Annotated in this window: 23 protein-coding genes and 1 tRNA gene; 17 read left to right on the forward strand and 7 right to left on the reverse strand. The window is 71.9% G+C overall.

Going from position 1 to position 21659, the window contains the following annotated elements; genetic code table 11:
* Positions 1 to 461: 461 nt before the first annotated feature.
* The 3 genes from ACZ7HQ_RS34440 to ACZ7HQ_RS34450 form a co-directional block, all read right to left on the reverse strand.
* The gene (locus ACZ7HQ_RS34440; protein WP_470998941.1) at positions 462 to 1121 is read right to left on the reverse strand and encodes a LuxR C-terminal-related transcriptional regulator; all 660 of its coding nucleotides are present in this window, start codon (positions 1119 to 1121) and stop codon (positions 462 to 464) included.
* A gap of 291 nt (positions 1122 to 1412) precedes the next feature.
* Positions 1413 to 2750, reverse strand: coding sequence for a sensor histidine kinase (locus ACZ7HQ_RS34445; RefSeq protein ID WP_470998715.1), 1338 nt, complete (start codon positions 2748 to 2750; stop codon positions 1413 to 1415).
* Positions 2751 to 3034: 284 nt separating this feature from the next.
* On the reverse strand, positions 3035 to 4219 hold the full coding sequence (locus ACZ7HQ_RS34450; RefSeq protein WP_470998718.1) for a sensor histidine kinase: 1185 nt from the start codon (positions 4217 to 4219) through the stop codon (positions 3035 to 3037).
* Positions 4220 to 4458: 239 nt separating this feature from the next.
* Between ACZ7HQ_RS34450 and ACZ7HQ_RS34455 the strand changes: the two genes are divergently transcribed.
* The 12 genes from ACZ7HQ_RS34455 (at position 4459) to ACZ7HQ_RS34510 (ending at position 16189) form a co-directional block, all read left to right on the forward strand.
* Positions 4459 to 4878 (forward strand): NADH-quinone oxidoreductase subunit A, encoded by a 420-nt coding sequence (locus ACZ7HQ_RS34455; RefSeq protein WP_470998721.1) that lies wholly within the window; start codon positions 4459 to 4461, stop codon positions 4876 to 4878.
* Positions 4869 to 5597 carry an NADH-quinone oxidoreductase subunit B gene (locus ACZ7HQ_RS34460; RefSeq protein WP_470998724.1) on the forward strand — a complete coding sequence of 243 codons (729 nt, stop codon included), beginning with the start codon at positions 4869 to 4871 and terminating at the stop codon, positions 5595 to 5597. Before ACZ7HQ_RS34455 ends, ACZ7HQ_RS34460 begins: the two co-directional genes overlap by 10 nt.
* Positions 5594 to 7099: an NADH-quinone oxidoreductase subunit C gene (locus tag ACZ7HQ_RS34465; RefSeq protein ID WP_470998726.1), complete on the forward strand. Its 1506-nt coding sequence runs from the start codon at positions 5594 to 5596 to the stop codon at positions 7097 to 7099. The genes ACZ7HQ_RS34460 and ACZ7HQ_RS34465 overlap by 4 nt, the downstream gene beginning before the upstream one ends.
* Positions 7096 to 8064 carry a complex I subunit 1/NuoH family protein gene (locus tag ACZ7HQ_RS34470; protein WP_470998729.1) on the forward strand — a complete coding sequence of 323 codons (969 nt, stop codon included), beginning with the start codon at positions 7096 to 7098 and terminating at the stop codon, positions 8062 to 8064. The genes ACZ7HQ_RS34465 and ACZ7HQ_RS34470 overlap by 4 nt, the downstream gene beginning before the upstream one ends.
* Positions 8065 to 8066: 2 nt before the next feature.
* Positions 8067 to 8642 (forward strand): NuoI/complex I 23 kDa subunit family protein, encoded by a 576-nt coding sequence (locus tag ACZ7HQ_RS34475; RefSeq protein ID WP_470998732.1) that lies wholly within the window; start codon positions 8067 to 8069, stop codon positions 8640 to 8642.
* Positions 8639 to 9271: an NADH-quinone oxidoreductase subunit J family protein gene (locus tag ACZ7HQ_RS34480; RefSeq protein WP_470998735.1), complete on the forward strand. Its 633-nt coding sequence runs from the start codon at positions 8639 to 8641 to the stop codon at positions 9269 to 9271. Before ACZ7HQ_RS34475 ends, ACZ7HQ_RS34480 begins: the two co-directional genes overlap by 4 nt.
* Positions 9271 to 9660: an NADH-quinone oxidoreductase subunit NuoK gene (nuoK, locus tag ACZ7HQ_RS34485; RefSeq protein WP_470998738.1), complete on the forward strand. Its 390-nt coding sequence runs from the start codon at positions 9271 to 9273 to the stop codon at positions 9658 to 9660. Before ACZ7HQ_RS34480 ends, nuoK begins: the two co-directional genes overlap by 1 nt.
* Positions 9657 to 11651 carry an NADH-quinone oxidoreductase subunit 5 family protein gene (locus ACZ7HQ_RS34490; protein WP_470998741.1) on the forward strand — a complete coding sequence of 665 codons (1995 nt, stop codon included), beginning with the start codon at positions 9657 to 9659 and terminating at the stop codon, positions 11649 to 11651. The genes nuoK and ACZ7HQ_RS34490 overlap by 4 nt, the downstream gene beginning before the upstream one ends.
* 6 nt (positions 11652 to 11657) lie before the next feature.
* Positions 11658 to 13232: an NADH-quinone oxidoreductase subunit M gene (locus ACZ7HQ_RS34495; RefSeq protein WP_470998744.1), complete on the forward strand. Its 1575-nt coding sequence runs from the start codon at positions 11658 to 11660 to the stop codon at positions 13230 to 13232.
* Positions 13229 to 14746, forward strand: a complete 1518-nt coding sequence (locus tag ACZ7HQ_RS34500; RefSeq protein WP_470998746.1) for an NADH-quinone oxidoreductase subunit N — start codon at positions 13229 to 13231, stop codon at positions 14744 to 14746. The genes ACZ7HQ_RS34495 and ACZ7HQ_RS34500 overlap by 4 nt, the downstream gene beginning before the upstream one ends.
* Positions 14747 to 14936: 190 nt before the next feature.
* Complete coding sequence (gene htpX, locus ACZ7HQ_RS34505) at positions 14937 to 15800, forward strand: zinc metalloprotease HtpX (RefSeq protein WP_470998748.1); 864 nt, start codon at positions 14937 to 14939, stop codon at positions 15798 to 15800.
* Positions 15797 to 16189: a YccF domain-containing protein gene (locus tag ACZ7HQ_RS34510; protein WP_470998750.1), complete on the forward strand. Its 393-nt coding sequence runs from the start codon at positions 15797 to 15799 to the stop codon at positions 16187 to 16189. The genes htpX and ACZ7HQ_RS34510 overlap by 4 nt, the downstream gene beginning before the upstream one ends.
* Before the next feature lie 60 nt (positions 16190 to 16249).
* Here the strand turns inward: ACZ7HQ_RS34510 and ACZ7HQ_RS34515 are convergent, their stop codons facing one another.
* Positions 16250 to 17524: an APC family permease gene (locus ACZ7HQ_RS34515; RefSeq protein WP_470998752.1), complete on the reverse strand. Its 1275-nt coding sequence runs from the start codon at positions 17522 to 17524 to the stop codon at positions 16250 to 16252.
* 153 nt (positions 17525 to 17677) lie between these two features.
* On the opposite strand from ACZ7HQ_RS34515, the gene ACZ7HQ_RS34520 reads away from it, so the two are divergent.
* Entirely contained in the window at positions 17678 to 17944 is a 267-nt protein-coding gene (locus ACZ7HQ_RS34520) for a GlsB/YeaQ/YmgE family stress response membrane protein (protein WP_470998754.1), read from the forward strand.
* A gap of 135 nt (positions 17945 to 18079) precedes the next feature.
* Here the strand turns inward: ACZ7HQ_RS34520 and ACZ7HQ_RS34525 are convergent, their stop codons facing one another.
* Entirely contained in the window at positions 18080 to 18568 is a 489-nt protein-coding gene (locus tag ACZ7HQ_RS34525; protein ID WP_468379990.1) for a YajQ family cyclic di-GMP-binding protein, read from the reverse strand.
* Positions 18569 to 18804: 236 nt separating this feature from the next.
* Between ACZ7HQ_RS34525 and ACZ7HQ_RS34530 the strand changes: the two genes are divergently transcribed.
* Positions 18805 to 18886: transfer RNA gene (locus ACZ7HQ_RS34530), tRNA-Tyr, on the forward strand.
* Between the two features lie 155 nt (positions 18887 to 19041).
* On the opposite strand, the gene ACZ7HQ_RS34535 is transcribed toward ACZ7HQ_RS34530, so the two are convergent.
* Positions 19042 to 19611, reverse strand: a complete 570-nt coding sequence (locus ACZ7HQ_RS34535) for a DUF4232 domain-containing protein (RefSeq protein ID WP_116152629.1) — start codon at positions 19609 to 19611, stop codon at positions 19042 to 19044.
* A gap of 321 nt (positions 19612 to 19932) precedes the next feature.
* On the opposite strand from ACZ7HQ_RS34535, the gene ACZ7HQ_RS34540 reads away from it, so the two are divergent.
* Genes ACZ7HQ_RS34540 through ACZ7HQ_RS34550 form a run of 3 tightly spaced genes read left to right on the forward strand, consistent with a single transcriptional unit; the run spans position 19933 to position 20809 of the window.
* Complete coding sequence (locus ACZ7HQ_RS34540; protein ID WP_470998757.1) at positions 19933 to 20286, forward strand: DUF6233 domain-containing protein; 354 nt, start codon at positions 19933 to 19935, stop codon at positions 20284 to 20286.
* Between the two features lie 44 nt (positions 20287 to 20330).
* A complete protein-coding gene (locus tag ACZ7HQ_RS34545) occupies positions 20331 to 20555 on the forward strand; it encodes a hypothetical protein (protein ID WP_031167006.1) in 225 nt (74 codons plus the stop codon).
* Positions 20556 to 20596: 41 nt separating this feature from the next.
* Positions 20597 to 20809 (forward strand): hypothetical protein, encoded by a 213-nt coding sequence (locus ACZ7HQ_RS34550; RefSeq protein ID WP_470998759.1) that lies wholly within the window; start codon positions 20597 to 20599, stop codon positions 20807 to 20809.
* Between the two features lie 104 nt (positions 20810 to 20913).
* On the opposite strand, the gene ACZ7HQ_RS34555 is transcribed toward ACZ7HQ_RS34550, so the two are convergent.
* A complete protein-coding gene (locus ACZ7HQ_RS34555) occupies positions 20914 to 21570 on the reverse strand; it encodes an SDR family oxidoreductase (RefSeq protein ID WP_470998761.1) in 657 nt (218 codons plus the stop codon).
* Positions 21571 to 21659: the final 89 nt, after the last annotated feature.

Genomic DNA, 21659 nt, shown 5'->3' on the forward strand with positions numbered 1-21659 from the left:
GGCGGTCTCCGAGGTGAACCGGTCACCGGTGAGCTGCATGCCGTCACCCGAGTCCCCCGCGAACCGGATGATCACCCGGTCCAGGCGCCGCACGTCCTTCGCGCCGCCCGGTTTGCGCTGCTCTCCAACGACGGTACCGTCGGCCTGCTCCGCTGGGCTGCTGACCTGGCTGGTCACTGAACTGGACCTCCTTCGAGGCGGCTGTCCGTCGGGTGGTCGTCCCACGGACCATCCCAGGATCAACCCTACGTCGGTTAGGGTCGCCTTCCCGAGGCCATCCAAAGATTGGACGGTGTTTCGAGACGGCCTGTCGCGCTGCTACTCACTCTCCCGCATGATGACCCGGGACGCCGGAACTCCGATCAAGAAGTTCCCGAGCGTCCCTCGGTTGTCTCCTGAGTCCTCCCCAGCCGGGTGCCCGGCCGCCGCGGCGACCGGGTGGTGCTCCGCCGGGAGCCGGCTCAGGAGTTCAGGTACGTCAGAACGGCCAGAACGCGCCGGTGGTCCCCGTCGCTCGGGGCCAGCCCGAGCTTCAGGAAGATGTTGCTGACGTGCTTCTCCACGGCACCGTCGCTGACCACCAGCTGCTTGGCGATCGCCGAGTTCGTGCGCCCCTCCGCCATCAGCCCGAGCACCTCGCGCTCGCGCGGGGTCAGCCCCGTCAGCACGTCCTGCTTGCGGCTGCGGCCGAGCAGCTGCGCCACCACCTCCGGGTCCAGCGCCGTACCGCCCTCGGCCACCCGCACCACCGCGTCCACGAACTCGCGCACCTCGGCGACCCGGTCCTTGAGCAGATAGCCCACGCCCCGGCTGGAACCGGCCAGCAGCTCGGTGGCGTAACGCTCCTCCACGTACTGCGACAGCACCAGCACGCCGAGCCCGGGATGCGCCTTCCGCAGCCGTACGGCGGCCCGTACGCCCTCGTCGGTGTGCGTCGGCGGCATCCGTACGTCCGCCACCACCACGTCGGGCAGCGTGCCCTGTGCCTCCAGGTCGGCGATGGTCTTCACCAGCGCCTCCGCGTCCCCGACGCCGGCCACGACGTCGTGCCCGCGGTCGGTCAGCAGCCGGGTCAGGCCCTCCCTGAGCAGCACTGAATCCTCGGCGATGACCACCCGCACCCTGTCCTCCACGATCTGCCGGCCCCCCCAAGCCCATGCCGTCCGCCCCGGCGCCCGTCCGTTCGACCCGCGACGCTCGCCCGTGCGGACGTTCGTCCGTACGAAGGTCAAGCATCTCAGTATCCGATCAGCACCGCCGCTGCACGGCACGATCCGGCCGACGGGAGACGGCTGTTGGGGGCTGGGGGCTGGGGGCTGGGGGCTGGGGCCTGCGGTCCCGCCGGTTTGCCGTGCGGGGCGCGGGGGCGGGGCGTGCCCTGGGCGGGGCTGCCGGGTGTTTCGTACCGGCTGTCAGGCCCGCCAGGGGAGTTCGGCGATCACCCGGGTGGGGCCGCCCGGCGGGGAGTCCACCACGAGGATGCCGTCCACCGCGTCCAGGCGGCCGGCGAGGCCGGCCAGGCCCGAACCGCGGGAGACGTCCGCGCCGCCCACACCGTCGTCGGTCACCTGCAGCATCAGCTGGTCCTCCGTGCACCACACGTCGACCGAGGCGGACCGGGCCCCGCTGTGCTTGCTGATGTTCTGCAGCAGCTCGGACACCGTGAAGTAGGCGATGCCCTCGATGGCCGGCGCCGGGCGGGCCGGCAGCTCGACCTCGACCCGTACCGGCACCGTGCAGCGGGAGGCGACCGAGGACAGGGCCGCGTCCAGACCACGGTCGGTCAGCACCGCCGGATGAATGCCACGGGCGAGGTCGCGCAGCTCCTGCAGCGCCGTCTTCACCTCGCCGTGCGCCTCGTCCACCATCCGCGCCGCCGCCCGCGGATCCTCCCGGAGCTTCTCCTTGGCCAGCCCCAGATCCATGGCCAGGTTGACCAGCCGGGCCTGGGCCCCGTCGTGCAGGTCGCGCTCGATGCGCCGCAGGTCGGCGGCGGCCGTGTCGACCACGACCCCGCGGTCCGACTCCAGCTCCACCACCCGCGCCGACAGCGGCGACGGCCCCAGCAGCCCCCGCACCAGCAGCCCGTCCACCGTCGTCAGGGCCCTCACGATCCACGGCGTGACCAGCGTGAACAGCAGGCCGACCAGCGCGGTCACGGTGATCTCGAACGGGTTGTCGAGGTAGACGCTGTGGTGCTCGTCGCCGTACAGCTGCAGCCCGCCCTGGCCGCCGTACATCGGGAAGACCCAGAACCACAGCGGGTACGTCAGCATCGTCAGGCTCGTCGTCCACAGGGTCACCGCCACGCAGAACGAGAACACCGCCCAGGGGAACTGCACCAGCGCGTACAGCAGGTTCCGCCAGGAGGTGCCGCTCTTGAGCACCGCGCCCATCCAGGCCAGGGCACCAGGTCTGCGCATCCGCAGCGGCTCCGGCTCGGCCACCTCCAGCCGCAGCAGCCCGCGTGCCCGCGCCCGCTCCAGCGCGCCGAAGCCCCGGCAGCCGGCGAGCGCCGCCGCGAGCACCGGGATGCCGAGGAAGGTCACCAGCAGGCCCGCGCCGAGCGAGGCCATGGTCACCGTCCAGGTGAACAGCACGACGGAGATCGGCAGGCTCAGCAGGACATAGCCGAACTCGCGCGCGCTGCGTGCCTCGAACGGCGCCCGCAGCGCGGCGGGCAGCCGACGACCGGGGCCGGGGGACCGTCCGTCCTCCCGCCCGTACCCGTGTCCGTACTCCGTGGCCATCGATGTCGTCCTGTTCTCGTCGTTCGAGCGGCGGTTCAGCCGTGTCTCCAGGGTCGTGGGCCGGAGGGTGCCGGGCCATGGAGTTCGTCGGCGTCTTGGGCGGGGGGTTTTCCCCACCCCCACCCCCGCCGGTCCGGCCGGCCGCACGGTGCCGTCGGCTTCCGGTTGCCGTCGGCCGCGGTCGGCTCAGGAGTTCGCCATGGGGATTCGCCGGAGGGATTCGCCGTAGGGATTCGCCGTAGGGGTGCTGCTGTGGGCCGGCTGCTGGTTCGTCGGCCGCCCCGCTACTCCGTCCGGTCCCGCCACGGCAGCTCTGCCGTGATCACCGTCGGGCCGCCGGCCGGGGAGTCGAGCACGAACAGGCCGTCCACCGCGCCCAGCCGCTCCGCAAGGCCCCGCATCCCGGTACCGCCCTCCAGCCGGGCGCCACCACGGCCGTCGTCCCGGACCTGGATGAGCAGCCGGTCCGCCGCCCGCCACACGTCGACCGAGGCGGACCGGGCCCCGCTGTGCTTGCTGATGTTCTGCAGCAGCTCGGACACCGTGAAGTAGGCGATGCCCTCGATGGCCGGCGCCGGGCGGTCCGGCAGGTCCACGGTCACCTTGACCGGCACCGTGCAGCGGGTGGCGACCGAGGACAGGGCCGCGTCCAGGCCCCGGTCCGTGAGCACCGCGGGATGGATGCCACGGGCGAGGTCGCGCAGCTCCTGCAGGGCCAGCTTCACCTCGCCGTGCGCCTCCTCCACCATCGCCGCCGCAGAGTCGGGATCCTCCAGCAGCTTCTCCTTGGCCAGACCGAGCCCCATGGCCAGGTTGACCAGCCGGGCCTGGGCGCCGTCGTGCAGATCGCGCTCGATGCGCCGCAGGTCGGCGGCGGCGGTGTCGACCACGACCCCGCGGTCCGACTCCAGCTCGGCGATACGGCGTTCCAGCTCGTCCGAGGGCGACAGCAGACCGCGCACCATGAAGCGGTCCACGTTCGCGAGGCCCCGGGCCAGGTACGGCAGTACGGGCCACAGCACGAACAGCGAGGTCAGCACGGTGCAGAAGGTGAGGACGCCCCAGGGCAGCCGGATGGCGTCGTACAGCATCGTCCGCCAGCCCACCGGGTCCTTCAGCGCCATCCACAGCCGCTGCGTCAGCGTGCCGCTCCTGGCGAGCGGCAGCGGCGTCGGCTCCTCCACCCGCACCCCGAGCAGCCACCGGGCACGGGCCCGCTCCAGCTTCCCCAGCTGCCGGGAACCCAGCAGGCTGAGCGCCAGCAGCGGAAGGCCGATCACGGTGAGCGTCAGGGACCCGCCGACGGACAGCACGGTGATCGCGTAGACGAAGCCGAACACCGTCACCGGCAGGTTCAGCAGGAGAAAGAGGATCTCCTTCCACGTGTGCGCGTCGTACGCCGGCCGGATCGGCGGCAGCCGGTCGGTGCCGTCGGCCGCCCGGCCGGTGGCGGAGCTGGTAGCGGTCATACCGGTCAGCCTGCCGTGCACGGCACCCTCCGCGCCATGCGGTATGCCGCCCTCGGCCGCCGGGGGAAAACCCCACCCTCGCGCGCCTCTTCTGTCTCACCCCGTGACGGGCTGCTTACCCGCTCTTTATCAGGGCCTAGACTCCCGTGCGTACAGATCGTCGAATCGCGTCACATCACGGCGCATCACAGAGTTCACGAATTCACCAAGGTCACGAGGTCAGGGAGCGAGGTCGGACGGTGCGGGAGACGTTGGGGGACTCGTCGGCCGCCGCGGCGCACGTCATCGCGGCCGGCTACTTCCGGTCCTACTCGGTGGTGGGACTGCTCGCGCTCATCGGCGTGCTGTTCGTCGCGGTCGCCTTCGGCGCCGGCCGCCTGCTGCGCCCGGTCGTACCGACACCGGAGAAACTCCTCACCTACGAGTGCGGTGTCGACCCCGTCGGCGAGGGCTGGGCCCACACCCAGGTCCGCTACTACGTCTACGCCTTCCTGTACGTGATCTTCGCGGTCGACTCGATCTTCCTGTTCCCCTGGGCGACGGTCTTCGCCGCCCCCGGCTACGGAGCGACGACCCTGGTGGAGATGTTCGTCTTCCTCGGCTTCCTCGCCGTAGGCCTGCTGTACGCATACAAGAAGGGCGTCCTGGCATGGACGTGACCCCGGATCCCGTGTACCTGCCGGAGCCCAGGCGGCTCGGCGCCCTGGCCCGCCTGGCCCCCGAGCCGATGAAGGTGGTCCTCAACTGGGGCCGCCGCTACTCGCTCTGGGTCTTCAACTTCGGCCTCGCCTGTTGCGCGATCGAGTTCATCGCCGCGTCGATGGCCCGCCACGACTTCATCCGCCTCGGCGTGATCCCGTTCGCTCCCGGGCCGCGCCAGGCCGACCTGATGGTGGTGTCGGGCACGGTGACGGACAAGATGGCCCCGGCGGTCAAGCGCCTGTACGAGCAGATGCCGGAGCCGAAGTACGTCATCTCCTTCGGCGCCTGCTCCAACTGCGGCGGCCCCTACTGGGACTCCTACTCGGTGACGAAGGGCGTCGACCAGATCATCCCGGTCGACGTGTACGTCCCCGGCTGCCCGCCGCGCCCCGAGGCGCTGCTCCAGGGCATCCTCAAGCTCCAGGAGAAGATCGCCCGCGAGTCGCTCGCGGAGCGGTATGGCACCGGTACCTCCCGGCCGTCCGCGGCGGCCCTGACCAGCGACCTGGTGAAGCCCCCGGCCCGAGCGGACGCGACGGACGACCCGGCCCAGCCCCCGGCGGCTCCGGCCCCGGCCGGTGGGACCGGGAGCCCGGCGGGGCCTTCGGCGGCGGCCGGTGGGACGGGGAGCCCGGCGGGGCCTTCGGCGGCGGCCGGTGAGGAGGACGCCCGATGAGCGCGGTCGGCTGGCTGCCCGCCCCCGCCGAGGAACTCTTCGGCGCCGAGGCGGTGGCCGAGGAGTCGTACGAGGTCCTGACGGTGGACGTCCCGCCGTCCTCCTGGCTCACCGCCCTGGAGACGGCGCGTACGACCCTGGGCTGCACCTACTTCGACTGGCTGAGCGCCGTCGACGAACCGGGCACGGGTTTCCGCGTCTCGGCCCATGTCGTCGCCCTCCACCCGGTCCGGCGTCTCCTCGTCCGCACGACCGTCCCGCACGAGGCACCGACACTGCCCTCCGCCGTCGGCGTCTACGCGGGCGCCGCCTGGCACGAGCGCGAGACCCACGAGATGTTCGGGGTCCGTTTCGAGGGCCACCCGTCGCTGGAGCACCTCCTCCTCCCCGAGAACTTCGAGGGCCACCCGCTCCGCAAGGACTTCGTCCTCGCCGCCCGCGTCGCCAAGGCCTGGCCCGGTGCGAAGGAGCCCGGCGAGTCCGAACACGGTGGTCCGAAGCGCCGGCAGATGCTGCCCCCGGGCGTGCCGGACCCCAACGAGTGGGGCCCGCTGAAGGGCCAGCTCCCGCCTGCCCCGGCCCGCCCTGCCCGTGCGGCGGCGGGTCGCGCGGCGGGAGAACGTCCGGCCCGCGCGGCGGGAGAACGTCCGGTACGACGCACCCGTACGGCTGCGGAGGGCTCCGCGAGCCAGACGGGAGCGGCACCCACGAGTGCAGCCGAGGCAACCGGAACCGTCGGGGCCACTGGTGCCGATGGTGCGGCCATCGGCGCTGCTGGGGCTGCTGGAGCTACTGGGGTTCCTGGTGCCGCCGGGGCTCGGCCGCGGCGGATGCGGAGCGCGAGCGAAGGCTCGGTGAGCCAGACGCGGGCCCCGCAGGACGCGGCCGAGCAGAAGCAGGCCGCGGCTGAGGGCGACACGACCCGGACGGCGAGCGCGGAAGGTCCGGCCGCCGAGGCCTCCGTGGCGCACGAGCCCGGCCCGGCCCCGGCCCACCCCCGCCGCGCGCGCAGCGCCTCAGAGGGCTCGGCCTCACAGAGGGCTCATGCCGCCGCGGAGCCGTCCGGTGAGCCGACGGCCGCGGGTTCCGGAGAGCCGACGGCACCGGACGACGTGGCTGACCCTGCCCGCCGGAGTACGGCCCCACGCAGCTCGGACGCCCCCTGGCACCACGCCCGGCCGACCTTCGACGAGCCGACGGATCCCGAGCGGAAGCGTGCGGGAACGGAACAACCCCCTGAGGAGCCGGAGCCCGAGCCGGCCTCCGCGGACACCGAGCCGGCCCCTGCCGTTCCTCGGCCGGCCCCCGCGGAACCCGAGCCGGCCGAGGAACGGCCCGAGCAGACCGCCGCCAGGGCCGACTCCACCGGAGGCGACTCCACCGGGGCCGACTCCGCCGGGGCCGACTCCGCCGGGGCCGACTCCGCCACCCGCGAAGACCCGGCCACCCCCGCCGACGGCGACAACCCCGACGACCCCCACCCCACAGGAGGCCCGCAGTGAACGGCGCGCTGGACGTCGCCCTGCGACTCCTCGTCGTGTTCGTCGTCTTCCTCACCTTCCCGCTGATCATCGGCCAGACCGAGCACAAGGTGATGGCCCACATGCAGGGCCGCCTCGGCCCGATGTACGCCGGCGGCTTCCACGGCTGGGCCCAGCTCATCGCCGACGGCGTGAAGTTCGCACAGAAGGAGGACGTGGTCCCGGCGGGCGCCGACCGCCGCGTCTTCCAGCTCGCCCCCGCCGTAGCCCTGCTGCCGTACCTCCTCGTCCTGCTCGCCATCCCGATCGGCCCGGGCGAGGGCGCCGTCGGCCAGGTCCTCGACGCGGGCGTGTTCTTCGTGCTCGCGGTGATGGGGGTCGGCGTGCTCGGCTCGCTCATGGCCGGCTGGGCCAGCGCGAACAAGTTCTCCCTGCTCGGCGGCCTGCGCACGGCCGCCCAGCTGCTCGCCTACGAACTCCCCATGCTGCTCGCCGCGGCCTCGGTCGCCATGGCGGCGGGCACGGTCTCCCTGCCCGGCATCCTGCACTCCTTCCACTGGTGGTGGGTGCCCTGGCAGATCGTCGGCGCCGTCGTCTTCTTCGTCGCCGGACTCGCCGAGCTGCAGCGCCCGCCCTTCGACATGCCCGTCGCCGACTCGGAGATCATCTTCGGCGCGTACACCGAGTACACCGGACTGCGGTTCGCACTCTTCCTCCTCGCCGAGTACGCCGGGATCGTCGTCCTGTGCGGTCTGACCACCGTCCTCTTCCTGGGCGGCTGGCACGGCCCGTGGGGCCACGACGGCCTGGGCTGGCTGTGGACCCTGCTGAAGACCGCGATCCTCGCCTTCCTCGTCATCTGGCTCCGCGTCACCTACCCGCGCCTGCGTGAGGACCAGCTCCAGAAGCTCTCCTGGACCCTCCTCGTGCCCCTCTCCCTCGCCCAGATCGCCCTCACCGGCATCGTCAAGGTGGTGATCTCCTAACCATGGCCGCGCCGTCCCAGCCCTCCCGTCCCCGCGTTCCCGGCTCCGGCCTCGTCAAGGGCCTGGCCGTCACCCTCCGCACGATGACCCGCAAGACGGTCACCGAGCAGTACCCGGACGCCCAGCCCGAACTGCCGCCCCGCACCCGTGGCGTGATCGGCCTGTTCGAGGAGAACTGCACGGTCTGCATGCTCTGCGCCCGTGAGTGCCCCGACTGGTGCATCTACATCGACTCCCACAAGGAGACGGTCCCGCCGGCCGCCCCCGGTGGACGCGAGCGCAGCCGCAACGTCCTCGACCGGTTCGCCATCGACTTCTCCCTGTGCATGTACTGCGGTATCTGCATCGAGGTCTGTCCTTTCGACGCGCTGTTCTGGTCCCCGGAGTTCGAGTACGCCGAGACCGACATCCGCGAGCTCACCCACGAGCGGGACAAGCTCCGCGAGTGGATGTGGACCGTCCCGGCCCCGCCTGCCCTCGACCCCGCGGCCGAGGAGCCGAAGGAGATCGCCGCCGCCCGCAAGACCGCCGAGAAACTGGCGGCCGCGCAGGCCGAGCCGGGGGAGGGCGACGCATGAGCCTCACCACGACCCTGAGCGCCGCAGCCGTGAGCCCGGCCGCGGGCCACCCCGGCTTCCTGTCCCCGGCCGGCGTCGAGATCGCCTTCCTCCTCGTCGGCCTGGGCACCTTCGGCGCCGCACTGGTCACCGTCACCACCCGGCAGCTGGTGCACGCCGCCCTGTGGCTGGTGGTCGCCCTCGGTGGTCTCGCCGTGGAGTACCTGCTGCTCACGGCCGAGTTCATCGCCTGGGTACAGGTCCTCATCTACGTCGGCTCCGTCGTCGTCCTTCTCCTCTTCGGGCTGATGCTCACCAACGCGCCCATCGGCCGCTCCCCGGACGCCGACTCCGGCAACCGGTGGGCCGCCCTGACCGTCGCGGTCGCCGCCGCCGTCGCCCTGGTCTGGGTGGTCGTCGACGCCTTCCGCACCACCTGGATCGACCTGAGCGGCCCGGCCGCCGGCTCCACCCGGGTCACCGGCGCGAGCCTGTTCCGGAACTGGGTGCTGCCCTTCGAGGCCCTGTCCGTGCTGCTCCTCGCGGCCCTGGTCGGAGCGATCGTGCTGTCCCGCAAGGCCAAGGCGGACACGGACACGGACACCGCCGCCGCTGTCGGCGTCCCCGGCGACAAGGAAGGCGCCCGCTGATGCACCTCGCCTACCCGGCCGTACTCTCCGCCCTCCTCTTCTGCACCGGCCTGTACGGCGTCCTCGCCCGCCGCAACGCGATCCTGGTCCTGATGTCGGTCGAGCTGATGCTCAACGCCGTCAACCTCAACCTGGTCGCCTTCGACGTCTGGCTCAGCCGGGCCGCGAAGGACACCCTGCACTCCGGCCAGGCGCTGACCCTGTTCACCATCGCTATCGCCGCCGCCGAGATCGGCATCGGCCTGGCGATCGTGCTCGCCGTCTACCGCAACCGCGGCACCTCCGACATCGACAAGCTCCGCGACACCGCCGAGGGCCCCGGCACCGAGGGCCCCGGCACCGAGGGCCCCGGCACCCCCGCGGCCGGGAAGGCTGAGGCCACCGCGTGACCACGACCACCCTCGCCGTCCTCGTCCCCCTCCTGCCGTTCCTCGGCGCCGCGGCCGGACTGCTGCTCGGCCGCACCGCGCCCGGGTTCCTCCGCCCGCTCGCCGTACTGCCGACGCTGGCCTCGCTCGTCATGGCCGCGCTGGTCGCCGTGCACCAGGGCGGCGAGGCGGCCATCGACGCCCACACCGAGCTGACGCCCACCGGATCGGTCCCCATCGAGCTGGCACTGCACATCGACGGCTTCGCCGCGCTCGTCGCGATCCTGGTCGCGTTCGTCGCCGCCTGCGTGCAGATCTACTCGACCGGCTATCTGCGCGACGACCCGCGCTACCCCTCGTACGCCGCTCTGGTCTCCCTCTTCACCTCCGCGATGCTCCTGGTCGTCTACTCCGGCGACCTGATCGTGCTGCTGGTCGGCTGGGAAGTCATGGGCATCTGCTCCTACTTCCTGGTCGGCCACTACTGGGAGACCCCCGAGGCCCGCGCCGCCTCCCTGAAGGCCTTCCTCGTCACCAAGCTCGGCGACGTGCCGTTCCTCATCGGACTGTTCGCGCTCGCCACCGACGCCGGCTCCTTCCGCATCACCCGCGTCCTCGGCGCCGTCGCGAGCGGCAACCTGCACCACCCGACGCTGATCGCCCTGCTGCTCCTCGCGGGCGTCGCGGGCAAGTCGGCGCAGTTCCCGCTGCACACCTGGCTCCCGGACGCCATGGCGGGCCCGACGCCCGTCTCGGCGCTGATCCACGCCGCGACGATGGTCGCCGCCGGTGTCTACTTCATCGCCCGTCTCCTTCCCGTCTTCGAGGCCTCCTCGGCCGCGATGGTGGTCCTCGCCGTCATGGCCGCCGTCACCATGGCGGGCTCGGGACTCGCCGCGCTCGCCCAGGACGACATCAAGCGCGTGCTCGCCTACTCGACGATCGGCCAGCTCGGCTACATGACCGGCGCCCTCGCCGTCGGCGACCGCGGCGCCGCCGTCTTCCACCTCCTGTCCCACGGCGCCTTCAAGGCGCTGCTGTTCCTCGCGGCCGGCGTGATCATCCACGCCGCCGGCACCAACTCCCTGGCCGCCATGTCCCGCATGCACGGCCTGCGCGACCGTGTCCCGGACGCCTACTGGACGATGACCGTGGCACTCCTCGCGCTCGCCGCGGTCCCGCCCTTCAGCGGCTTCTTCTCCAAGGAGTCCGTCCTCGGCGCCGCCGAACACGCCGTCGACGGTCGCACGGCGCACGTGCCCGGCGCGGCCGGCTGGATCGTCCTCGTCGCCGGCCTGGTCACGGCCCTGCTCACGGCCGCCTACGCGACCCGGCTGTGGCTGCTGGCCTTCTGCGGCCGGGGCGCCGAGGCCCCGGACCACGGCCGTCAGCCGCTGACCATGACCGTCGTCCTGTGGGTGCTCGCGGTGCCCTCCCTCGCCTTCGGCGGGCTCGCCTACCGTTCGCTGCCCAGCTGGTTCGACGGCCGCGATCTGACCCCGACGCTGCTCACCTCCATCCTCGGCACGGGCCTCGCCCTGGTCGGCGGGCTGCTCACCTACGGTGCCTGGCAGCGCACCGCCCAGCTCGCCGCCCGGGTCCCGCTGGGCGCGGTCGCCGCCCACCCCGAGGGCGACGCCGGCCTGGTCGAGGCCGAGGCCATCGCCACCCACGAACCGGCCTACGGCGACATCGCCCACGCCCCCGATCCGGCCGACCCCGGCCGGCTGCTGCTCGGCCCGCTGCACCGGCCCGCGGCCGCCGGGTTCCACCTGGACGCCGTGTACACGGCGCTGTTCGTCCGCCCGGTCCAGGCCGGGGCGAGTCTTGTCCGGTTCCTCGACAGCGAGGTCGTCGACACCTACGTACGCGGCGCGGCCGCCCTGCCCCGGCTGCTCGGGGCCGCCGTACGGCGGGCGCAGACCGGCAATGTGCAGACCTATGTGAGCGCGCTGCTCGCCGGCACCGTCGTCCTGGCGGTCGCCGTCGTCCTCGTCGCCACGGGAGCGTGAGCAGGCGTGATCGATATCAACGAGTCCGTGATGCAGTTCCTTCTGGCGTTCGTCGTCGTCGGCCCGCTCCTCGGCGCCGTCGCCGCTCTCCTCCCGGCACCGCCCGGGCTGAAGGGGAAGTCACCCGGACAGGCCGTGCTGCGCCACGGCGTGACCGTGACCGGCGCGATCCTCATCGCCGCGATCGTCCTCGCGCTCGGCTTCGACCACGACCACGCGTCGAGGATGCAGGCCACGACCGACATCAGCTGGATCCCCGCACTCGACGTGCGGATCCACCTCGGCATCGACGGCATCTCCCTCCCCCTCGTCGTCCTGACCGCGCTGCTGACCTTCCTCTGCGCGCTGTACTCCTACTTCAACCCGCCCAAGGGGCCGTCCCCGAAGGCCTTCGTCGCGCTGCTGCTCCTGCTCGAATCCGGCACCCTCGCGACCTTCGCCGTCCTCGACCTGCTGCTGTTCTTCCTCGCGTTCGAGATGGTGCTCATCCCGATGTACTTCCTCATCGCCCGCTGGGGCGGCGAGGGCCGGACCCGGGCCGCGTGGAAGTTCATCCTGTTCACGCTGCTCGGCTCCGTGGTCATGCTGCTCGGCCTGCTCCTGATCGGAATCAAGGCGGGCACGTTCGACATGGTGGCACTCGCCACTGACAACGGCCGGTCGCTGACCGCATCCGTGCAGGTCATCGCCGTTCTGGCGATCGGGATCGGGCTCGCGGTCAAGACGCCGATGTGGCCGCTGCACAGCTGGCTGCCCGACGCCCACACCGCCGCCCCGACCGTCGGCTCGGTCCTGCTGGCGGGTGTCCTGCTGAAGATGGGTACGTACGGGGTCGTCCGGATTCTGCTGCCGATCGCACCGCACGGCTTCCACACCTTCGCGCCGTACCTCGCCGCGCTCGCCGTCGTCGGGATCATCTACGGATCCCTCGCCTGCCTGGCCCTGGCCAAGCGTGGCGCGAAGGGCGACCTCAAGCGGCTGATCGCCTACTCCTCCGTCGGCCACATGGGCTTCGTCCTGCTCGGCATCGCCACCATGACCCCGACCGGGGTGAACGGCGCCCTGTTCGCCAACATCGCCCACGGCCTCATCACCGGCCTGCTGTTCTTCCTGGTCGGCGGGCTGAAGGACCGCACCGGCACCACCGACCTGGACACCCTCGCCGAGGAGACGGGCGCCGCCCTGTACGGCAAGGCCCCGCGGCTCGGCGGACTGCTCGCCTTCGCCGCCGTCGCCTCGCTCGGTCTGCCGGGGCTCGCCGGCTTCTGGGGCGAGATGCTGGCCCTGTTCGGCGCGTTCAAGCCCGCCGCCGGCCTCAGCCGGCCCGCGTTCCTCACCTTCATGGCGATCGGCGCGTTCGGGACCCTCCTGACGGCCGCGTACATGCTGATCGTGGTCCGCCGCGTCTGCATGGGCGGCGTGGAGCAGGAGGTGCCGAAGCTCGCCGACGTCCACGGCTACGAGTTCGCCGCCTGGACCCCGCTCGTCGCCCTCACCGTCGTCGCCGGACTGTGGCCGAGGGCGCTGCTCGGCCTGACCGATCCGGCCGTGCACCAGCTCCTCGCAGGAGGCCCCCGATGAGCGCCCAGCCCCTCGCCGAGTCGCTGGTCCAGTCCGTCGACTGGCTCGCCGTCGCCCCGCCGACCATCGCCGCCGCGGTCGGACTCGTCGTCCTGGTCGCCGACCTGTTCCTGCCCGAGGCCCGCAAGGCCGTGCTCGGCTGGATCTCGGTCGCCGGACTGGCCGTGGCCGCGCTGATGCTGCTGCCCCTCCTGGACGGCGACCGCAGCACCTTCTGTGTGAACGGCGCCACGCGCGCGTGCAGTTACACCGCCGACCACTTCACGCTCGTCATCCAGTTCCTCGTCCTCGGCGGCGCGCTCCTCGCGGCACTGCTGTCGGTCACGAACCTCAGGGACGACCAGCGGCGCGTCCCGCCCGGCGAGTTCTGGTTCCTGCTGCTGTCCTCCGCCGCCGGCGCCGCCCTGCTGCCCGCCTCCCGCGACCTGGCCACCCTGATCGTCGCCCTGGAGGTCGCCTCCCTGCCCGCCTTCGCCCTCGTCGGCATCCGGCACGGCGACAAGCGGTCCTCCGAGGCCGCCCTGAAGTTCTTCCTGTCCTCGGTGACCGCCACCGCGGTCAGCCTGATGGGCATCAGCTTCGTCTACGCCTCCACCGGCACGCTCTACCTCACCCAGGTCGCCCAGCGCCTGACACACGTCGACGGGCAGCTGCACACACTCGTCCAGGCGGGTGTCGTCCTCACCCTGATCGGCTTCGCCTTCAAGACGGCCGCCGTCCCGTTCCACTTCTGGGTGCCCGACACCTACGTCGGCGCGCCGCTGCCCGTCGCCGCGTACCTGTCGGTCGTCGGCAAGGCGGTCGGCTTCTCCGGCCTGATCCTCGTCACCGTCGTCGCGTTCCCGTCGTACGCCGACGTCTGGGGCCCCGCGCTCGCCGTCCTGGCCGCTCTCACCATGACCGTCGGCAACGTCGGTGCCCTGCGGCAGCAGGCCACGCGCGCGTACAGCGCCGTACGGCTGCTTGCCTGGTCCTCCGTCGGCCAGGCCGGCTACCTGCTGGTGCCGATCGCCGCCGCCGGCTACACCAAGGACGCCCAGAAGGCGATCGGTTCGACGGTCGCGTACGCCCTGATGTACGCCGCGGTGAACCTCGGCGCGTTCGCGGTGGCCGCCCTGGTCGGCCGTAGCCGGGCGCTGAACCGGATTTCCGACTACCGCGGCCTGTACGCCACCAACCCGCTCACCGCGCTCCTCCTGGCCTTCTTCCTGCTGTGTCTGGCCGGACTGCCCCCGGGCGTCATCGGACTGTTCGCGAAGGTCACCGTGTTCTCAGCGGCCGTCGACGCGGGCCTCGGCTGGCTCGCCGTCGTCATGGCCGTCAACGTCGTGATCGCCCTCTTCTACTACCTGCAGTGGACGGCCCTGCTGTTCCGCGCCCCCGAGGGCGAGCCCGCCCGGCACCGCGTCCCGGCCCCCCTCACGGCCGCCCTCGCCCTCACCGGCGTGCTCGGCGTCGCCCTCTCCGGAGCACCCCAGCTGGTCCTCCGCTTCGCCGCCACCGGCCTCTTCTGAGAAGCCGTCACGCGCGCGTGTCCCCTCCACGTCTCCACGCGCGCGTGCCGTCGGAAAGCCGCCTCACCCGTACGGCCGAGGCGCGGCACCGCCCGCACCAGGGAACTCGTGGCGTCCGCCTGGCGTTGGGCAGTACGGGAGGGTCCACTGGACCGAAGGGTTCCCTGCTGCATGATTTGGAGGGCGTACGGTGCACCGCCGGCACAATGGGCTCAGGACCGCAGTACTCCTCGGGGGACTGTCCGCACTCATCATCGTCATCGGCAGCTTCTTCGGCCGTGCCGGCCTGGTCATCGCGGTCCTGGTCGCCCTCGGTACGAACGCGTACGCGTACTGGAACAGCGACAAGCTGGCCCTTCGCGCGATGCGCGCCCGCCCGGTCAGCGAGTTCGAAGCCCCGGCGCTGTACCGGATGGTGCGCGAGCTGTCCACGCAAGCCCGCCAGCCCATGCCCCGGCTCTACATCTCCCCGACGGAGGCGCCCAACGCCTTCGCGACTGGCCGCAATCCGCGCAACGCCGCCGTGTGCTGCACCGAGGGCATCCTGCGCCTGCTGGACGAACGCGAGCTGAGGGGCGTCATCGGCCACGAGCTGAGCCACGTCTACAACCGGGACATCCTCATCTCCTCGGTGGCCGGCGCCCTGGCTTCGGTGATCATGTTCCTGGTGAACTTCGCCTGGCTCATCCCGGTCGGCCGCTCGGACGACGACGACGGCCCCGGCCTGCTCGGCATGCTCCTGATCATGATCCTCGGCCCGCTCGCCGCCACCCTCATCCAGCTGGCCATCAGCCGCTCCCGCGAGTACGAGGCGGACGCCTCCGGCGCCCAGCTCACCGGTGACCCGCTGGCCCTCGCCGGCGCACTGCGCAAGCTGGAGGTCGGCGCCCAGCAGCTGCCGCTGCCGCCCGAGCCGCAGATCCAGACGGCCAGTCACATGATGATCGCGAACCCCTTCCGGGCGGGCCAGGGACTGACCAAGATGTTCTCCACGCACCCGCCGATGGCGGACCGCATCGCCCGGCTCGAAAAGATGGCAGGTCGCTACCAGTGAAGATCATCCTGAACGTCATCTGGCTCATCCTGAGCGGCTTCTGGCTGTTCCTCTGCTATCTCCTCGCCGGTGTCCTGCTCTGCATCACGATCATCGGCATCCCCTTCGGGATAGCCGCGTTCCGTATCGGCGTCTACGCCCTGTGGCCCTTCGGGTACACCACGGTCGAGCGCCGCGACGCGGGCGCCCCCTCCTGCATCGGAAACGTCCTGTGGCTGATCCTGGCCGGCTGGTGGCTGGCGCTCGCGCACATCGCCACCGGTATCGCCCTCTGCCTCACGATCATCGGCATCCCGTTCGGCATCGCCAACTTCAAGCTGATCCCGGTCTCCCTGCTGCCGCTGGGCCGCGAGATCGTCCCCACGGACCAGCCGTTCGCGACCCGCTGAGCCGGCCGGCAAGAGCCGCGCGCCGGGCCCGCGTGCGGCAGCGGGCGTACTGACCGCGCGTCACTCCCCGCGCCCCTGGCCGCCGCACTCGCCGCGCCGCCGGGCCCACCGCCGTACGCCGTGGGCGGCCGCGCCCACCGCGAGCACGCCCGCACCCGCCGCCACCGACCCGGCCGGCAGCGCGAACGCCAGCGTGGCGCAGCCCAGCAGGCCCACCACGGGCACCACGCGGGACCGCGGGGCCGGGACCAGGGTCCAGGCGGACGCGTTGGCGACGGCGTAGTAGGCGAGGACCCCGAAGGAGGAGAAGCCGATCGCGCCGCGCACGTCCACCGTCGCGGCCAGTACGGCGACCACCGCGCCCACGGCCAGCTCCGCCCGGTGCGGCACCTGGAAACGCGGGTGCACGGCCGCCAGCGCTCCCGGCAGGTGGCCGTCCCGGGCCAGGGCGAGCGTCGTGCGGGAGACGCCCAGGATCAGCGCGAGCAGCGAGCCGAGTGCCGCCACCGCCGCCCCGGCCCGCACGACGGGCACCAGCCCCGGTACACCGGCCGCGCGCACCGCGTCGGCCAGCGGTGCCACCGCCTCCCCGAGCCGGTCCGCGCCGAGGACATCCAGCACCGCGACGGCCACGCACGCGTACACCACGAGTGCGATCCCCAGGGCGACCGGGACCGCGCGCGGAATCGTGCGCGCCGGATCCCGTACCTCCTCCCCGAGGGTCGCGATGCGCGCGTACCCGGCGAACGCGAAGAACAGCAGTCCCGCCGCCTGGAGCACCCCGCCGGCGCCCGACGACAGTCCGACGTCCAGCCGCCCGGCGTCGGCCCGGCCGGAGGCCAGGCACACGGTCACCACTGCCGTGAGCACGGCGAGCACCACCGCGACGATCACGCGCGTCAGCCACGCCGACTTCTGGATCCCGCCGTAGTTCACGGCGGTCAGGGCCACCACGGCCGCGACCGCCACCGCGTGCGCCTGCCCCGGCCACACGTACGTGCCCACGGTGAGTGCCATGGCCGCGCAGGACGCCGTCTTGCCGACCACGAACGCCCAGCCCGCGAGGTATCCCCAGAAGGGGCCCAGCCGTTCCCGCCCGTACACGTACGTCCCGCCGGAGGCCGGATAGAGGGCGGCGAGACGGGCCGAGGACATGGCGTTGCAGTAGGCCACCACGGCGGCGAGCGCCAGACCGGGCAGCAGCCCCGGGCCGGCCGCGTCGGCGGCCGGCCCCAGGGCCGAGAAGACGCCGGCACCGACCATCGAGCCGAGGCCGACGACCACGGCGTCCCGCGCCCCCAGGGTGCGTCTCAGCTCGGTACCGGAAGACGTCATGAACCGCACCCTAGTGAGTACGGCAACCGCCGGGTGGCCCCGTGACGTCCTCTTCATCGACACGGCACGAACACGCGCGCGTGGACAGCGGTCCGCACCTGATTCCCAGCGGCCGGACAGTGCGGTCACAGCGCGGAAGGGCAGGTTCACGGCATGGGCATCATCGCTTGGATCATCCTGGGACTGCTGGCCGGAGCCATCGCCAAGGTCCTCCTGCCGGGCCGCGACCCCGGCGGCTTCATCGGTACGACCCTCATCGGCATCGCGGGCGCGTTCATCGGCGGCTGGATCTCCGCCCGCTGGCTGCACCATCCGATCACCAAGAGCTTCTACGACGGCGCCACCTGGGCCGCCGCCGTCGGCGGTTCCCTGGTGCTGCTGATCGTCTACCGCATCCTGTTCGGCAACTCCCGGGACTGAAGCCCCCGGGACTGAAACCCCCGGAACTGAGCACGGCACCGGCAGCACGGAAGGGTGGGCACCGCTCGGGGGCGCCCACCCTTTCCTGTGTTCCTGCCGATGTGCTGCCGGTCTCCTGCGACCTTTGGCGGCCTCTTACCGGTAGTTCACGAACTGGAGCGCGAAGTCGAAGTCCTTGCCCTTCAGCAGCGCGATCACGGTCTGCAGATCGTCACGGCTCTTGGAGGAGACGCGCAGTTCGTCGCCCTGGACCTGGGCCTTCACGCCCTTCGGACCCTCGTCGCGGATGATCTTCGCCACCTTCTTCGCGTTCTCCTGGGAGATGCCCTCCTCGATCGAGGCGAAGATCTTGTACTCCTTGCCGGACAGCTGGGGCTCGCCCGCGTCCAGCGCCTTCAGCGAGATACCGCGCTTGATCAGCTTGGACTGGAAGACGTCGAGGACAGCCTTCACCCGGTCCTCGGAGTTCGCCTCCATGAGGATCTTCTCGCCGGACCACGAGATCGAGGCACCCACGCCCTTGAAGTCGTAGCGCTGCGAGATCTCCTTGGCGGCCTGGTTGAGGGCGTTGTCGACCTCCTGCCGCTCGACCTTCGAGACGATGTCGAAACTGGAGTCGGCCATGTCCTGTGGCTCCTTGTATCGGGGTGCGTATCGGTGCGTATCGGGTGCGTGCCGGCGTGCGCGGCGGCGGCCGCCGGGCCCGGCGTCGCGCCGGGCCGCATCCGCACCAGCCTAGCCACCCCGCGAGCCGAGGGGTGGAGATCAACCGGGTGGCGAAGCACCCCCGTGTATCGGGTATTGTTTACGTCGTCGCCAGGGAGCACCGCCGAAGAGTGGTTCGATCTGGTGGCCGACCCGGCGGTGTGCCCGAGCGGCCAAAGGGAGCAGACTGTAAATCTGCCGGCTCAGCCTTCCCAGGTTCGAATCCTGGCGCCGCCACACGGGAACGAGAGCCCCGTGATCTGTGAGAACAGATCACGGGGCTCTCGTCGTTGTCGTGTGGCCGCCCTGCCCGGCCGGCAGCGACTCAGCGCACCGAAGGTGCGCTGAGTCGCTGACCTGCACTTATGTGCAGTTCCTCGTAAACGTTCAGGTCAGGAAGGCTTGACCGCCGAGACCGGGGTGACGGTCACCTTGTTGTCGCACTCGGCCCACACACCGTCGTTCAGGGCGACCTGGTGCTTCCCGGAGTGCGGCAGCCCGATGACCATCGTCGGATACGTCACCGGGTCCTTGCCCGACACGCAGTAGCCGTCGGCCTCCCCCTGGACCTGGACGAAGGTCAGCTTCACCCACGCCTTGCCGTGCGGCCGGACCGTCACGGTGGCCGCCCTGCCGGTGGGGGTGACCTTGAGCGGGGTGTTGTGGGCGGGGGAGCCGTTGCCGGCGCCCGCAACCGTCGGGTGGCCCTTCAGGACGCACGTCCTCCGGGAGACGTTGGTGAACTGCACGACCGCCGCCCCGGTCCCGGTCCCGACGGGCCGGTGGACGGCCTGCCAGGCGCTGACCTGGAGGGCCGAGGCCGGACAGGCGGGCGGCGGAGTGGAGGTGGTGGTGCTCGCCGCCATGGCGGTGCCGGGCAGGATGCCGGTCACCGCCGCCGCGACGGCCGTGACCGCCGTCGTCGCCAGAGCCGCCCTGCGAATGCCGTTGCTGTGACGCATGCTGTCGTCCCCCTGAGTCGTCTCGTCCGCGGGTTTCGGTCGTCGGTTGTTGTCCCGCGGTACGCGTGGTCGTGGTACGTGAGTGCAGACAGGGCGCGAGAGTGGCAGGGTTCCGTGCGGCGACTATTTGTGACGGAACGGTGACGACAGGCTGCACTCGTGCGGATGGCCGTCAGGGCAGACTGAAGCACCTCCAGCGCGCCCCGGGTTTTACCGCGCCCCCAGCGCGCAAGGTCCGATGGCAAACGGTCAAGATCCAGTGGCACGGGACAGCCGCATCCGCTGGTCGCACTTTCCGGCCGGTTCACTAGAATCGAACGCGTGAACGATGACCGTCTGCTGACGCGTCTCGACATGCTGCGTTTCGCCCGCCGCGTCGTCGAACATCAGGCCGCGAGGCATCTTGCCCTGATGGACCGGTGGATCGCGGACGAAGAGCGCAGGGAGGCCGAACGGCACCGCCGCCTCGCGACCCGGCAGGCCGCGCCGGAGTGGCTGATCGAGCGCGGTCTGAACGGCCGAACCGCCGTGTACGTCCATGTCGGCGGCTGCGCGAGCGCCGGCGGCCGTACCAAGGGGGCCGGCCGGGACGAGGCGGTACGCGCACTCACGGAAGGAAGTGTTCCCGCATGCCCGTTGTGCCGCCCCGACACCGCGCTGGGGATTCTGGAATGACCGGTCAGGGTGCGGGCCCGGGCGGTCCGGACGATGCTGGAGCCATGGCCGGGAAGCGACCCATCATCGTGCACCTGCCGTCCCCGACCGGGGGCCGCCGGGTCCGGGTGGACGGCGAGATTCTCGGCCTGGCACACAGCGTGCGGGACCTGGTGGAGTTCCTGCGCCGGGCGGGGCTGGAGATCGAGCCGGAGCAGGTGGCCGACTCGCCGTTGATCGACTGGCGCGGGGTGGGCCCCGACCGCTGGGAGGCCGAGACCCGCACCTGACGGCAGTGTCGCCTCCGCGCTGCTGCGGGCACACTGACGGCATGTCCTCGCCACGCAGAAACTGCCCCGTGTGCCGCCGCGACATCGCCGTCGTCGCGGGCCGTTTCGCGCGGCACGACCCGCCGGGGGCGCGGCGAAGCGGGGAACTCGTCTCCTGTGCCGGTTCACGGCGGCAGGCGGAACCGGATGTCGTCCAGCCGGCGTTGGACGGTTACGCCGTACCGGAGTTTCCCGGGCAGCTGCCTCTGTTCTGAGGTGCGGGACGGAGAGCCGGCTCGTACGAACCTGACGGGGCGGCAGGAGGCCGTGCTGAGGGGCGTGGTGGTGGGCCCGGTCGTTCAACGGCCGGTGGCCGGCCTCAGTTCCCGGCCACCGACTTCACCGCGACCGACACCGGCGTCGATCCGCCGATCAGCTCCAGCGTCAGGCCGGTCGTCGCCGGGGTGTCCACCAACTCCGCGAGGACGGCCGCCACATCGTCCCTTGGGACCGCGCCACGCCCGGTGTGCGCCTCCAGGCGGACCAGCCCGGTGCCCGCGTCGTCCGTCAGCGAGCCGGGGCGCAGGATCGTCCAGTCCAGGGCCTCCTGGCGGGTGACGTACGCGTCCGCCTCGCCCTTGGCGCGCAGGTACGCGTCGAAGACGTCATCTCCCTGGTGGGCGGGATCCGCGCCCATCGAGGAGACGACCAGGAAGCGGCGTACACGCGCGCGGACGGCCGCGTCCGCGAACAGCACCGCCGCACCCCGGTCCACCGTCTGCTTGCGTTCCGCGCCGCTGCCCGGGCCCGCGCCGGCAGCGAAGACGGCCGCGTCGGCGCCCTGCAGGTGCGCCGCGACCTCCTCGACCGAGGCGGACTCCAGGTCCAGCAGAACCGGTTCGGCGCCGACCGCCCGAAGATCGTCGCCCTGCTCCGCCTTGCGAATGATCCCCGCGACCTCGTCCCCGCGCGCGGAGAGCAGGCGCTCCAGGCGCAGCGCGATCTGACCATGACCACCAGCGATGACAATGCGCATGAATCCGACCGTACGCCGGAAGGAGTGCATTCGCCGCATGAGTTGACCGGCGTGGCCGGAGCGCTCCGGGCTCACGCCCTTCCCCACGC

Source organism: Streptomyces sp. NPDC037290 (genome assembly GCF_055603245.1).